General features: G+C 58.4%; 15 protein-coding genes. 11 read left to right on the top strand and 4 right to left on the bottom strand.

Features of this window, described 5'->3' with window-relative positions; translation table 11 throughout:
* Nucleotides 1–20: 20 nt before the first annotated feature.
* The 4 genes from ACOTZP_RS18405 to tusA form a co-directional block, all read right to left on the bottom strand.
* On the bottom strand, nucleotides 21–1,307 hold the full coding sequence (locus tag ACOTZP_RS18405) for a TRAP transporter large permease (protein WP_022649674.1): 1,287 nt from the start codon (nucleotides 1,305–1,307) through the stop codon (nucleotides 21–23).
* 10 nt (nucleotides 1,308–1,317) lie between these two features.
* Nucleotides 1,318–1,827: a TRAP transporter small permease gene (locus ACOTZP_RS18400; RefSeq protein ID WP_023298808.1), complete on the bottom strand. Its 510-nt coding sequence runs from the start codon at nucleotides 1,825–1,827 to the stop codon at nucleotides 1,318–1,320.
* Nucleotides 1,828–1,839: 12 nt separating this feature from the next.
* Nucleotides 1,840–2,811 carry a TRAP transporter substrate-binding protein gene (locus tag ACOTZP_RS18395; protein WP_063146801.1) on the bottom strand — a complete coding sequence of 324 codons (972 nt, stop codon included), beginning with the start codon at nucleotides 2,809–2,811 and terminating at the stop codon, nucleotides 1,840–1,842.
* A 234-nt stretch (nucleotides 2,812–3,045) separates the two neighbouring features.
* Entirely contained in the window at nucleotides 3,046–3,288 is a 243-nt protein-coding gene (tusA, locus tag ACOTZP_RS18390; protein ID WP_023307136.1) for a sulfurtransferase TusA, read from the bottom strand.
* A 169-nt stretch (nucleotides 3,289–3,457) separates the two neighbouring features.
* Here tusA and ACOTZP_RS18385 point away from each other — a divergent pair, with 169 nt between their 5' ends.
* The 11 genes from ACOTZP_RS18385 to ACOTZP_RS18335 all read left to right on the top strand — a co-directional run bounded on the left by ACOTZP_RS18385 (nucleotide 3,458) and on the right by ACOTZP_RS18335 (nucleotide 12,028).
* Complete coding sequence (locus ACOTZP_RS18385) at nucleotides 3,458–4,123, top strand: 7-cyano-7-deazaguanine/7-aminomethyl-7-deazaguanine transporter (protein WP_045622192.1); 666 nt, start codon at nucleotides 3,458–3,460, stop codon at nucleotides 4,121–4,123.
* 72 nt (nucleotides 4,124–4,195) lie between these two features.
* Nucleotides 4,196–4,753, top strand: a complete 558-nt coding sequence (locus ACOTZP_RS18380) for a DcrB family lipoprotein (protein ID WP_271074501.1) — start codon at nucleotides 4,196–4,198, stop codon at nucleotides 4,751–4,753.
* A gap of 135 nt (nucleotides 4,754–4,888) precedes the next feature.
* Nucleotides 4,889–5,938 carry an AI-2E family transporter gene (locus ACOTZP_RS18375; protein ID WP_271074500.1) on the top strand — a complete coding sequence of 350 codons (1,050 nt, stop codon included), beginning with the start codon at nucleotides 4,889–4,891 and terminating at the stop codon, nucleotides 5,936–5,938.
* Nucleotides 5,939–6,063: 125 nt separating this feature from the next.
* The gene (locus ACOTZP_RS18370; protein WP_058677290.1) at nucleotides 6,064–6,786 is read left to right on the top strand and encodes a beta-ketoacyl synthase chain length factor; all 723 of its coding nucleotides are present in this window, start codon (nucleotides 6,064–6,066) and stop codon (nucleotides 6,784–6,786) included.
* Nucleotides 6,783–7,598, top strand: coding sequence for a lysophospholipid acyltransferase family protein (locus tag ACOTZP_RS18365; RefSeq protein ID WP_271074499.1), 816 nt, complete (start codon nucleotides 6,783–6,785; stop codon nucleotides 7,596–7,598). Before ACOTZP_RS18370 ends, ACOTZP_RS18365 begins: the two co-directional genes overlap by 4 nt.
* Nucleotides 7,579–7,836 carry a phosphopantetheine-binding protein gene (locus tag ACOTZP_RS18360; protein WP_003861263.1) on the top strand — a complete coding sequence of 86 codons (258 nt, stop codon included), beginning with the start codon at nucleotides 7,579–7,581 and terminating at the stop codon, nucleotides 7,834–7,836. The genes ACOTZP_RS18365 and ACOTZP_RS18360 overlap by 20 nt, the downstream gene beginning before the upstream one ends.
* A gap of 11 nt (nucleotides 7,837–7,847) precedes the next feature.
* A complete protein-coding gene (locus ACOTZP_RS18355) occupies nucleotides 7,848–8,099 on the top strand; it encodes an acyl carrier protein (protein WP_022649680.1) in 252 nt (83 codons plus the stop codon).
* A complete protein-coding gene (locus tag ACOTZP_RS18350; RefSeq protein WP_271074498.1) occupies nucleotides 8,071–8,670 on the top strand; it encodes a hypothetical protein in 600 nt (199 codons plus the stop codon). Before ACOTZP_RS18355 ends, ACOTZP_RS18350 begins: the two co-directional genes overlap by 29 nt.
* Complete coding sequence (locus ACOTZP_RS18345) at nucleotides 8,663–10,009, top strand: AMP-binding protein (RefSeq protein WP_271074497.1); 1,347 nt, start codon at nucleotides 8,663–8,665, stop codon at nucleotides 10,007–10,009. Before ACOTZP_RS18350 ends, ACOTZP_RS18345 begins: the two co-directional genes overlap by 8 nt.
* Nucleotides 9,996–10,346 (top strand): (3R)-hydroxymyristoyl-ACP dehydratase, encoded by a 351-nt coding sequence (locus tag ACOTZP_RS18340; protein WP_022649683.1) that lies wholly within the window; start codon nucleotides 9,996–9,998, stop codon nucleotides 10,344–10,346. The genes ACOTZP_RS18345 and ACOTZP_RS18340 overlap by 14 nt, the downstream gene beginning before the upstream one ends.
* Nucleotides 10,337–12,028 (top strand): glycosyltransferase family 2 protein, encoded by a 1,692-nt coding sequence (locus tag ACOTZP_RS18335; RefSeq protein WP_023307140.1) that lies wholly within the window; start codon nucleotides 10,337–10,339, stop codon nucleotides 12,026–12,028. Before ACOTZP_RS18340 ends, ACOTZP_RS18335 begins: the two co-directional genes overlap by 10 nt.
* The last annotated feature ends 1 nt before the right edge of the window (nucleotide 12,029 follow it).

The following is a 12,029-nucleotide window of genomic DNA, read 5'->3' as shown; positions in this document are numbered from 1 at the left end:
AGGGCATCAGGCCGCACGCGTCACTGCATCCCTAACAGCCCCGGCAACCACAATGAAATCGCCGGAATGTACGTCACCATCCCCAGCACGACCAGCAACATACCGTAAAACGGCAGCATCGCCCGCACCACGTGTTCGATCTTCTGCTTACTCACCGCACTCGCCACAAACAGCACCGATCCGACCGGCGGCGTGATCAGCCCAATCCCCAGGTTAACCATCATGATCATCCCAAAATGCACCGGGTCGATACCCAGTGCATTGGTCACCGGCAGCAGCACCGGCGTCAGGATCAGGATGATCGGCGCCATGTCCATCAGCGTGCCAATCAGCAGCAGCATGATGTTGAGGTACATGAGGATCACGTACTTGTTATCGGAGAGCGATGTGAAGAATTCGGTGATGCGCATCGGCAGTTGCATGTAGGTCATCACCGCCCCAAACGCCGCGGCAAAGCCGATTAAAATCATCACGATGGTGACGGTTTTCACCGTGCGGCACATCAGCTTCGGCAGTTCGCTCCACTTGTAGTCGCGGTAGATAAACATGGTGACGAAGAACGCCCACAGGCAGGCCACGGCGGCAGATTCGGTGGCGGTAAAAATCCCGGACAAGATCCCGCCGAGGATAATCACCACCGTCATCAGCCCCCACAGGGCATCGAGCATAATTTTCAGCGCCTGCCTGAACGGGATTTTGTCCCCCTTCGGGTAGCCGCGCTTGCGGGCGAAGCACAGGCAGAGCACCATCAGGCTCACCCCCAGCAGCAGGCCCGGCAGCACGCCCGCGATAAACAGCGTGGCGATGGAGACCGTTCCCCCCGCCGCCAGGGAGTAAATCACCGAGTTGTGGCTGGGCGGGATCAGAATCGCCTGCACCGACCCGCTGGCCGTCACCGCCGCCGCGTATTCGCGCGGATAACCCTTCTTCTCCATCTCCGGGATCATCACGCTGCCGATAGACGCCGTATCCGCCACCGACGAGCCGGAAATCGCGCCGAAGAACGTCGAGGCGACAATGTTCACCAGCGACAGCCCACCGCGGATAAAGCCGACGAACACGTAGGCGAAATTCACCAGCCGTCGGGCAATGCCCCCTTCCGCCATGATCGCCCCGGCAAGAATGAAGAACGGGATTGCCAGCAGGGTAAATTTATTCACCCCGCTGGTGATCTGGATCATCAGCGCCTCCAGCGGCAGGTCAATCCACAGCGCGCCCGCCACGGCGCTTAAGCCGACGGCGAAGGCCACCGGCATCCCCAGCGCCAGCAAAATGGCGAGGGTGAATAACAAAACAAAAGCATCCATTGTTCACCCCTTAACTGTGATTGCCGATCAGCACGACCGGACGGTTTTCCTGCGAGCCAAACAGCAGGCGTTCAAGCACAAACAGGATCAAAATGGCCGACCCGACAGGCAGAGGCAGATAGCTTTCGCCGGAGGTCAGGAGCGGAAACTCCGCCACCGGCTGCTCCCACAGCTCAACGCACAGCCAGTAGCTGTACCAGCACATCAGGCCAGAAATCAGCAGCATCAGCAGATCCACTACCCGCGCGCACAGCCTTTGCAGCGACGCGGGCAGGCGGTCGGTAAGCATGTTGACCGCAATATGCGACCCGGCGCGGTAGCTTACCGCCGCGCCGATGAAGGTAAACGTCACCATGCAGATAATGGCGATCGGTTCCGGCCAGGATTCGCCGCGATTGAGCACGTAGCGTGAGAAGATGCCGATGGGGATGACAATCGTCATCACCAGCAGCGAGAGACCCGCCACCGCCATGGCGAGCAGGTACAGACGATCCATCCACTTCAGGTAGAGTTCGGACATACGTACTCCGGTTTACTGAACGTCAGCGATGGCTTTCATCAGATCCTGATGCTTGTCGCCATACTGCGCGCGCACCGGCTCAGTGGCTTTGATGAACACCGTTTTGTCGATATCGTGGAACTTCACGCCGCCAGCCTTCATTTTTGCCAGCGCCTGGTCGTTATACGCATTCCACAGCTTGCGCTGCTCGAACTGCGCTTCGCGGGCCAGCGTCAGGATCTTTTGCTGTTCGTCAGCGCTGAGTTTGTCCCATTTCACTTTGGAGTAGAGCAGCATTTCCGGAGTGATAAAGTGGCCGCTCAGCGTGTAGTTTTTGGCGATCGGCATGTAGTTGTGGGCGATAAAAGTTGGCGGGTTGTTCTCCGCGCCATCGATCACCCCGGTCTGCATGCCGCTGTAAACCTCGCTGACGCCCATCGCCACCGAGTTCGCCCCCATCGCTTTCAGCGTGGCCAGCGCCACCGGGCTACCCTGGACGCGGATCTTCTTCCCTTTCAGGTCTTCCGGTTTAACGATCGGCGCTTTGGTGATCAGATTGCGGGTGCCGGAATCCATCCAGCCGAGGAAGACCAGGCGCGATTTCGGGTTGGCGGTCAGCTTGTCGCCAATCTGCTTGCCGATATCCCCGTCGATCACCTTGTGCATGTGGTCTTCATCGCGGAATACGTAGGGCAGCGTAAACACTTCGATATCCGGCAGGATGGCGGCAACCGGCGCCATAGAGACGCGGATCATGTCTATCGCCCCCATCTGCGCCTGCTCAATCATCTGCTTTTCATCCCCCAGCACGCCGCCGGGGAAGACCTTAATCTCCAGCTTGCCATCGGTTTGTTGTTTGAGTTTTTCACCCATCTGCTGAACCGCCACCACGTTCGGGTAGCCTTCAGGATGCACATCGGCGGCTTTGATGGTCTGGGCAGAAACGGTGCAGGCAAAAGCAGACAGGCACAGAGCAGCCAGTAACGGCTTGAGGGTCGTTTTCATTGAGTCAACTCCAGGGTAGTGAAATAAGCGTTAAAACGATGTTTTAGTTTTTGAGGTTTAAAAATTAGACTACGGCTGGAAAAAGGAGGGTGAAGCGCCTCACAAAAAGCGCGAAATTTTGAAACGATGGTTCGAAATTGTGATGGGTGCTTGTCGGGTGGCGGCTGCGCCTTACCCGACCTACTACACCCGTAGGCCCGCGCAAGCGAAGCGCCGCCGGGCATCAGGTCGCACTTACCCCTTACGAATCACATACCGGTACGGCAAGGTCTCGGTTTGCTGCGCTACCAGTTCATGTTCCATAAAGGTACAAAAACCGGGAATATCGCGGGTAGTGGCCGGGTCATCGGCGACGATCAGCAGCGTTTCGCCGCTCTGCATGTTACGGACGGTCTTACGCACCATCATTACCGGCTCCGGGCAACGGAGGCCCTGAGCATCAAGCGTGTGGTCTGGGCTGGAAAACAGGTCGGTCATGTTCTTCTCGTTCAGGTAAAAACGGCTGTAGTTTACGCCCCGCTATCGCCAATGCAAACCAGGTTAACGATTGCGTGAAAATTAGCCATTGCAAAGTGTCGTTAAAGCAGTATCATGCGGCGGCTCTATTGGGTTCCCTCACCCCAAATATTAATCAAAAAGGTACAATATGAACTCCTTTACACAATCGCAACGCGTCAAGGCGTTGTTCTGGCTTTCGCTATTTCATCTGCTGGTGATCATCTCCAGTAACTATCTGGTACAGCTCCCCATCTCCATTTTTGGTTTCCATACCACCTGGGGCGCGTTCAGTTTCCCGTTTATTTTCCTTGCGACGGATTTAACCGTGCGTATTTTTGGCGCACCGCTGGCGCGGCGGATTATTTTTGCGGTGATGATCCCGGCACTGTTTGTCTCCTACGCCATCTCCTCGCTGTTTTACATGGGAAGCTGGCAGGGCTTCGAAGCGCTGACGCACTTCAACCTGTTCGTCGCGCGTATTGCCGCCGCCAGCTTTATGGCCTATGCCCTGGGGCAGATCCTCGATGTCCACGTGTTTAACCGCCTGCGTCAGAACCATCGCTGGTGGATGGCACCAACGGCTTCCACGCTGTTCGGTAACGTGAGCGATACGCTGGCCTTCTTCTTCATTGCCTTCTGGCGCAGCCCGGACGCCTTCATGGCAGAACACTGGATGGAAATCGCTCTGGTGGACTACGCCTTTAAGGTGCTTATCAGCCTGGTCTTCTTCCTGCCGATGTACGGCGTGCTGTTGAATATGCTGCTGAAAAGACTGGCAGATAAATCTGAAATGTCCGCATTGCAGGCAGGTTAAGGGTTCGCTTTATCAGTTGTGATAAGATGAACGAATGAGCCGCTATGGCCGTTTATCGAAAGGAAGAAGTCAATGCGCAATCTGGTTAAATATGTCGGGATTGGCCTGCTGGTTGTTGGCCTTGCAGCCTGTGATAACAGCGACACCAAAACGCCTGCTCAGGGCGCGTCAGCAGAAAGCAACGCCACCGGTCAGCCGGTGAGCCTGATGGATGGCAAACTCAGTTTCTCTCTGCCCGCGGACATGACCGATCAGAGCGGTAAGCTGGGCACCCAGGCGAACAACATGCACGTCTATTCCGATGCCACCGGGCAAAAAGCAGTCATTGTGATTGTCGGTGACGATACCAGCGAAGATCTGGGTGTGCTGTCCAAACGTCTGGAAGATCAGCAGCGCAGCCGCGACCCGCAGCTTCAGGTGGTGACCAATAAGTCTATCGAGCTGAAAGGCCACACGCTGCAACAGCTGGACAGCATCATCTCCGCCAAAGGCCAGACCGCTTACTCCTCCGTGGTTCTCGGCAAGGTAGATAATAAACTGCTGACCATGCAGATCACTCTGCCTGCAGATAATCAGCAAAAAGCGCAGGCAACCGCTGAAAACATCATTAACACCCTTCTAATCCAGTAATCGTTCACCGGGATGACGTGGCCTCCGTCGCTTGCGCCGGGGGCCATTTTTTTTCCATGACTTTAAGACTAACGCTCCAGACGAAGCGAATCCGGCGCACTACAATTAGCAAGCCCCCCGGAAAAAGGAATTCTTATGACTGCCAGCCCGCCCGACAAAGCCGGACTTCATATTTTATTAAAACTCGCCTGCCTGGTGGTTATCCTTGCGGGTATCCATGCGGCGGCGGATATCATTGTTCAGCTTCTGCTGGCGCTGTTTTTCGCCATCGTCCTCAACCCGCTGGTGACGTGGTTTTTACGCCGGGGCATCAGCCGCCCGGTCGCGATTACCATTGTGGTGATGGTGATGCTGGTTGTCCTGACGGCGCTGTTCGGCGTGCTCGCCGCCTCGCTGAGCGAATTTTCCACCATGCTGCCGCAGTACAATAAAGAGCTGACGCGCAAGCTGGTCGATCTCCAGCGCATGTTGCCGTTCGTTAATCTGCATATCTCACCGGAACGGATGCTGCGCCGGATGGATTCCGAGAAGGTGATGACCTACGCCACCACGTTGATGACCGGGCTTTCCGGGGCAATGGCCAGCATTCTGCTGCTGGTGATGACGGTGGTGTTTATGCTGTTCGAAGTGCGCCACGTGCCGTATAAGCTGCGTTTTGCCCTGAACAATCCGCAGATCCACATTGCCGGCTTGCATCGCGCGCTGAAGGGTGTGTCCAAATATCTGGCGCTGAAAACGCTGTTAAGCCTGTGGACCGGCGTGATCGTCTGGCTGGGGCTGGTGCTGCTGGACGTGCAGTTCGCGATGATGTGGGGCGTGCTGGCGTTTTTACTGAACTACGTGCCCAATATCGGCGCGGTGCTTTCTGCCGTTCCGCCGATGATCCAGGCGTTCCTGTTTAACGGTTTTTATGAGTGCATGCTGGTAGGGGCGCTGTTCCTCGTCGTGCATATGGTGCTGGGCAATATTCTCGAACCGCGCATGATGGGTCACCGTCTGGGCATGTCGACGATGGTGGTGTTTTTATCGTTACTGATCTGGGGATGGCTGCTGGGACCGGTGGGCATGCTGCTCTCCGTGCCGCTCACCAGCGTCTGTAAAATCTGGATGGAAACCACGAAAGGAGGCAGTAAACTCGCCATCCTGCTGGGTCCGGGTCGGCCAAAAAGCCGTTTGCCGGGATAACCGGGTGGAAAGGGTTAAAAGTGACGTTTATTCGCCAGCGCGACGACAACATTGTACGATGTGCGCAGCAAATCGCGCTGGCGAAGAAAAAGTCACAGAAACAGGTTTATCGCGGACGCGCGTAGATGAAATTTACACTTACCCTTATCGACTGGCAGGCAAGAGCGCCAGGACTCAGCGATGCCGACGAATGGCAGGCATGGTCACGCCGGTCTGACGCCATCGATCCTGATGCACCGCTGGCGAAACTGACCGATCTGCCGATGATGACCGCCCGCCGCCTGAATTCAGGCAGCAAGCTGGCCGTTGATCTTGGCCTGATGATGCTGCGCAAACACCGCATCGACGCCGTCGTCTACAGCAGCCGTCACGGGGAGCTGGAACGCAATTTTCGTATTCTCCAGGCCCTGGCGGCAGATCAGCCCGTTTCCCCCACCGATTTTGCCATGTCGGTACACAACTCGGCGGTCGGCAATCTCACTATCGCCGCGCGTCAGCCTGTTGTCTCTTCGTCGGTTTCCGCCGGTATGGATACCTTCCAGCAGAGCTTATGCGAGGTGCTGAGCCTGCTGCATGCGGGCTACTCACGCGTGTTATTTGTAGATTTCGACGGTCTGCTGCCGGAGTTTTATCACGCCGGGCTGCCGCCGCAGATGCCCGTCTGGCCCTACGCGCTGGCGCTGGTAATTGAGGCCGGAAATACGCTCAGCTGTGAAACGCACGCCAACCGCAGGCCTGAAGAGCCCGCGCTGCCGCAAAGCCTGCAGTTCCTGCGCCATTACCTGCGGGACGAGCGCCAGTTTACCCTGCCGGGCGAGCGCCTGCTGTGGCAATGGACGCGCCAATGAGAGGGTTACGTTCCCGCCTCGATCGGGTATGGCGCATGCTGATGACCGGATTGTGCTTCGCCCTGTTCGGCCTCGGCGGGCTGACGCTGTCGCTGGTGTGGTTTAACCTGCTGCTGATTTTCCAGCGTGACCGCACTCAACGTCGCCGCCTGGCACGCCGCACTATTTCTGCCAGTTTCCGCCTGTTCCTCGCGGTGGTACGCGGTGTAGGGGTACTGGATTACCATTTCAACAACCTGGACGTTTTGCGCGCCGAGCGAGGCTGTCTGGTGATTGCGAACCATCCCTCGCTGCTGGACTACGTTTTGCTGGCGTCGGTGATGAACGAAACTGACTGTCTGGTGAAAAGCGCGTTGCTGCGTAACCCGTTCGTCAGCGGCGTGATCCGCGCGGCGGACTATCTGATTAACAGCGAAGCCGACACGCTGCTTGCCGCAAGCCAGCAGCGTCTGGCCCAGGGCGACACCCTGCTTATCTTCCCTGAAGGCACCCGCACCCGGGTGGGAGAAGCCATGACCCTGCAACGTGGGGCGGCGAATATCGCCGTTCGCTGCAACAGCGCCGTGCGCGTGGTGGTGATCCACTGTAGCGAACGGATGCTGGATAAACAGAGCAGCTGGTATAACGCGCCCCCCAACAAACCTGTTTTCACCGTGGATGTTCGCGAACGCATCAACATTCATGATTTTTATGATGCGAGTCAGCACGAACCCGCGCTGGCGGCAAGGCAGTTAAACCGGCATATGCAGCATCAGTTAACAACCGGTCTTCAATCTTTGTCAGGAACGAAAGATGCAAGCGCTCTATCTTGAAATTAAGAATCTCATTATCTCTACGCTGAATCTGGAAGAACTTACCCCAGAGGATATTGATACAGACGCCGCGCTCTTTGGCGACGGCCTCGGTCTGGACTCAATCGACGCCCTTGAGCTGGGGCTGGCGGTAAAAAATCAGTACGGCGTAGTGCTTTCTGCCGAAAGTGACGAGATGCGTCAGCACTTCTATTCCGTTGCCACGCTCGCGGCTTTTATTCATCAACAACGCGCCTGAGAATGACCGCTATGACAGAACAACAAACGATTTATCAGGAAGTCTCTGCGCTTCTTATTACGCTGTTTGAAGTCGCCCCGGAGGATATTACCCCTGAGGCACGGCTTTACGAGGATCTGGATCTCGACAGCATTGATGCCGTCGATATGGTAGTGCACCTGCAAAAGAAAACGGGCCATAAAATCAAGCCCGAAACCTTCAAAGCGGTGCGCACGGTGCAGGACGTCGTGGACGTTGTGGAACAGCTTCAGCGCGACGCGTAACGTGCGTTCGATTCCAGTTCTTCCCGCCCTGACGGGGCTGATGCTGCTGGCATGGCCGTTTTTGATCGGCTTCGGGCTGGCGAATAATAGCCTGCACGGGATACTGCCCGTGATGGCGCTGGTGCTGCTGTTACGCATCTGCCAGGCCCGTCGGCAGGGCGGTCCCCTGCGTTATCTTTTCGTGAGCTTGGCGCTGGCTGGCATAGCGCTTTGCGCGGCGAGCTACGTCCTGCACGCGCACCAGTGGGTGCTGTTTTATCCGGTGGTGGTGAATCTGGTGATGCTGGCGGTGTTTGGCGGTTCGCTGTGGACGGCAATGCCTGTCGTTGAACGGCTGGCGCGCCTGCGTGAACCGGACCTCTCCCCTGTCGGGGTACGTTACACGCGCCGGGTTACCCGGGTCTGGTGCGGCTTTTTTATTATTAACGGGGCGATCGCGCTGTTTACCGTATTACACGCCGATATCCGTCTGTGGACTCTGTGGAACGGGATGATTGCCTATCTCCTGATGGGCACGCTGATGGCCGGCGAGTGGCTGGTGCGACAACGGGTGATGAAAAACGATGCTTAACACTCTCCCGCTTAGCCAGTGGCTCAGTGCCCCCCGCCCTGACGACACCCCTGTCGCCTGGCAGGACAACCATCTCTGGACGCTTGGCGATCTGCGCCACGATGTCACTCAGCTGGTCGACACGCTGCGTGATGAAGAAGGCGAGCGCTGGGCGCTGTGCATCGAAAACGGCTATCTGTTTATTGTCGCGCTGCTGGCGACGCTGCATGCGGGTAAAACGCCGGTCCTCCCCGGGCACAGCCGGGCAGCACAGCTTAACGAACAGCGGGCGCTGTTCAGCGGCGTCCTGAGTGACACCACGCTCGATTTTCAGGGGCGACAGCTGCGGGTGGCTTCCGTTCAGCGGGCAGGCCATCCCTTTTCACCGCTGCCTGCCATCGATGAGATGCGCACGATCGAGCTTTACACCTCCGGCTCGACCGGCACGCCGCAGCGGGTGAGTAAGCCGGTGGTCAGCCTGGATCGTGAGGCTCGTCTGCTGGCGGAACATTTTGGCGATCGTCTGGCAGGCTGTCACGTCGTCGCTTCCGTGGTGCTGCACCACCTGTATGGCCTGACGTTTCGTGTCGTCTTACCCATGGCGCTCGGCCTGCCGCTGCACGCCAGCCTGCTCAACTATGCCGAGCAGCTCTCTGCCCTTCCCGACAATAAACGCTATCTTTTCATCAGCAGTCCGGCGTTTCTCAAGCGGCTGGACGCGTCACTGACGCCGCCCCCCGTCAACCTGCTCTTCTCCGCAGGCGGCTCGCTGCCCTGGCAGGAGGTCGCCGCGGTTCAGGCCTGGCTCAACGTCTGGCCGGATGAAATATACGGCAGCACGGAAACAGGCGTAATGGCCTGGCGCTACCGTCAGGAGGAAAGCATCCGCTGGCAGCCTTTCCCCGGCGTGACGTTTCACGGCAATCGCGTGATGTCGCCGCTGATCCCCGAGGCGGAGGGGGTCCTGCTGGATGATATCCTGCACTTCACGGCTGACGGGCAGTTCAGCCTCGTCGGGCGCCGCGGTCGGGTGGTCAAAATTGAAGATAAGCGCATTTCGCTCGATGACATTGAGCGCCGCCTGCTGGCGCTGGACGGCATCCGCGAAGCCGCCGCGCTGACGGTGACGCGCGGCGGGCGTCAGGGTATTGGCGTATTGCTGGTGCTGAATGAAGCGGTGCGTCAGCAACACGAACAGAGCAAAAAAGCGCAGGAGCTCGCCTGGCGTCGCGCCCTTCGCCCCTGGCTTGAACCGGTTGCCGTGCCGCGCTACTGGCGGATCGTTGATGAAATTCCGGTCAACAGCATGAACAAGCGCGTAACTGCGCAGCTACAGGAGTTGTTTCATGAAAATCCCTGAAATCGAACGCCGCGAGCCTGGCCCCGGGTATCTGGAGATAACCCTTTATCTTGATCCTGACCTGCTCTGGTTTAAGGGACATTTCGCCGTACAGCCGCTGCTGCCGGGCGTAGCCCAGCTCGACCGGGTGATGCATTACGCCGCCGCGCTGGCGCCGGGCTACCGTTTTCACAGTATTCAGAACGTAAAGTTCGCCGCCCCGCTGTTACCGGAGAACACGGTCACGCTGCTCCTTGCCTGGCAGCCCGAACGCCAGATGCTGACCTTTAGCTACCAGCGCCATGCGGGTAACGAGCGCCACACCGCCAGCAGCGGGAAGATTCGCTTATGTCAGTAACCTTCCGTCCCTGCGTCCTGATCCCGTGCTACAACCACGGGGCGATGATGGCTTCGGTGCTGGCGCGCCTGGCGCCTTTCGATCTGCCCTGTCTGGTGGTGGACGACGGCAGTGATGAAACCACGCGCCGCACGCTTGAAGCGTTGGCGGCGGATCGTCCGCAGGTCACGCTGCTGCGCCTCGCCGAAAACAGCGGCAAAGGCGCGGCGGTGATGCAGGGGCTGAAAGCCTGTGCCGATCGCGGCTTCACCCACGCCGTTCAGGTGGACGCTGACGGCCAGCACGCTATTGAAGACATCCCCAAACTGCTGGCGCTGGCCGAACGCCATCCCGATGCGCTCATTTCCGGTCAGCCCGTTTATGATGACTCGATCCCCCGTTCGCGCCTGTACGGGCGCTGGATAACACACGTCTGGGTCTGGATTGAAACCCTCTCCCTGCAACTGAAAGACAGCATGTGCGGGTTTCGCGTTTACCCGATAGCGCCGGTAATGCGCCTGGCGGCGGGCACGCCGCTCGGCAGGCGGATGGATTTTGATACTGAAGTGATGGTGCGCCTCTACTGGCAGGGCAACACCAGCTATTTTCTGCCCACCCGCGTGACCTATCCGCCGGACGGGGTATCCCATTTCGATGCCCTGAAAGACAACGTGCGCATCTCGTTGATGCATACCCGTCTGTTTCTCGGCATGCTGCCGCGCATTCCTTCCCTGCTGATGCGTCGCCGCTCGCAGCACTGGGCGCAGCAGCAGGAGGTGAAAGGATTATGGGGCATGCGCCTGATGCTGCGCGTCTGGCAGTTGCTGGGGCGAAAGGCGTTTACCATCCTGCTGTGGCCGGTTACGGCCGTCTACTGGCTGGCCGCCCGCGCTGCGCGTCAGGCGTCGCAGCAATGGCTGACGCGGGTTAAAACGGTGATGGCACAGCGGCAAATGCCGCAACCCGCACGGCTTAACAGTTTTTCCCACTTCCTGCGCTTCGGTCATGCCATGCTGAACAAAGTGGCCAGCTGGCGCGGCGAAATGAAGCTTCATCGCGATCTGGTCTTTGCGCCAGGCGCGCAGGAGGCGCTGGGTCTTGACGATCCTCAGGGCAAACTGCTGCTCGCGTCGCATCTTGGCGATGTGGAAGCCTGCCGGGCGCTGGCCCAGCGCGAAGGGGCGAAAACCATCAACGCGCTGGTCTTTAGCGACAATGCTCAGCGTTTTAAACAGGTGATGGAGGAGATGGCGCCGCAGGCGGGCATTCACCTGATGCCGGTCACCGACATTGGCCCGGAGACCGCCATCCTCATTAAAGAGAAGCTGGATCGCGGCGAATGGGTGGCGATCGTGGGCGATCGCATCGCCGTCACCCCGCAGCGCGGCGGCAGCTGGCGGGTGATATGGAGCGAATTTATGGGCCAGCCCGCGCCGTTCCCGCAGGGACCGTTTATCCTGGCGTCCCTATTGCGCTGCCCGGTGGTGCTGATTTTTGCCCTCTGCCAACAGGGAAAGCTGACCCTGCACTGCGAGCCGTTTGCCGACCCTCTGCTGCTGCCGCGCGGCGAACGCCAGCAGGCGCTACAGCAGACCGTCGATCGCTATGCGCAGCGGCTGGAGCATTACGCGCTCTTGTCGCCGCTCGACTGGTTTAATTTTTTCGATTTCTGGCAGCTGCCAGAGGTCAACGAGAAGGAGTAAA

This window comes from Enterobacter cloacae complex sp. SYL001, assembly GCF_049237025.1.
Lineage (GTDB): Bacteria > Pseudomonadota > Gammaproteobacteria > Enterobacterales > Enterobacteriaceae > Enterobacter > Enterobacter intestinihominis.
This window is presented reverse-complemented; position numbering and strand designations above follow the sequence as displayed.

What these genes read in the sequence shown, in the direction of transcription:
- ACOTZP_RS18360 (WP_003861263.1), top strand. Translation starts at nt 7,579, where the DNA reads ATGCAAGCGCTCTATCTTGAAATTAAGAATCTCATTATCTCTACGCTG.
- ACOTZP_RS18355 (WP_022649680.1), top strand. Translation starts at nt 7,848, where the DNA reads ATGACAGAACAACAAACGATTTATCAGGAAGTCTCTGCGCTTCTTATT.
- ACOTZP_RS18345 (WP_271074497.1), top strand. Translation starts at nt 8,663, where the DNA reads ATGCTTAACACTCTCCCGCTTAGCCAGTGGCTCAGTGCCCCCCGCCCT.
- ACOTZP_RS18380 (WP_271074501.1), top strand. Translation starts at nt 4,196, where the DNA reads ATGCGCAATCTGGTTAAATATGTCGGGATTGGCCTGCTGGTTGTTGGC.
- ACOTZP_RS18340 (WP_022649683.1), top strand. Translation starts at nt 9,996, where the DNA reads ATGAAAATCCCTGAAATCGAACGCCGCGAGCCTGGCCCCGGGTATCTG.
- ACOTZP_RS18365 (WP_271074499.1), top strand. Translation starts at nt 6,783, where the DNA reads ATGAGAGGGTTACGTTCCCGCCTCGATCGGGTATGGCGCATGCTGATG.
- tusA (WP_023307136.1), bottom strand. Translation starts at nt 3,288, where the DNA reads ATGACCGACCTGTTTTCCAGCCCAGACCACACGCTTGATGCTCAGGGC.
- ACOTZP_RS18370 (WP_058677290.1), top strand. Translation starts at nt 6,064, where the DNA reads ATGAAATTTACACTTACCCTTATCGACTGGCAGGCAAGAGCGCCAGGA.
- ACOTZP_RS18405 (WP_022649674.1), bottom strand. Translation starts at nt 1,307, where the DNA reads ATGGATGCTTTTGTTTTGTTATTCACCCTCGCCATTTTGCTGGCGCTG.
- ACOTZP_RS18400 (WP_023298808.1), bottom strand. Translation starts at nt 1,827, where the DNA reads ATGTCCGAACTCTACCTGAAGTGGATGGATCGTCTGTACCTGCTCGCC.
- ACOTZP_RS18335 (WP_023307140.1), top strand. Translation starts at nt 10,337, where the DNA reads ATGTCAGTAACCTTCCGTCCCTGCGTCCTGATCCCGTGCTACAACCAC.
- ACOTZP_RS18375 (WP_271074500.1), top strand. Translation starts at nt 4,889, where the DNA reads ATGACTGCCAGCCCGCCCGACAAAGCCGGACTTCATATTTTATTAAAA.
- ACOTZP_RS18395 (WP_063146801.1), bottom strand. Translation starts at nt 2,811, where the DNA reads ATGAAAACGACCCTCAAGCCGTTACTGGCTGCTCTGTGCCTGTCTGCT.
- ACOTZP_RS18385 (WP_045622192.1), top strand. Translation starts at nt 3,458, where the DNA reads ATGAACTCCTTTACACAATCGCAACGCGTCAAGGCGTTGTTCTGGCTT.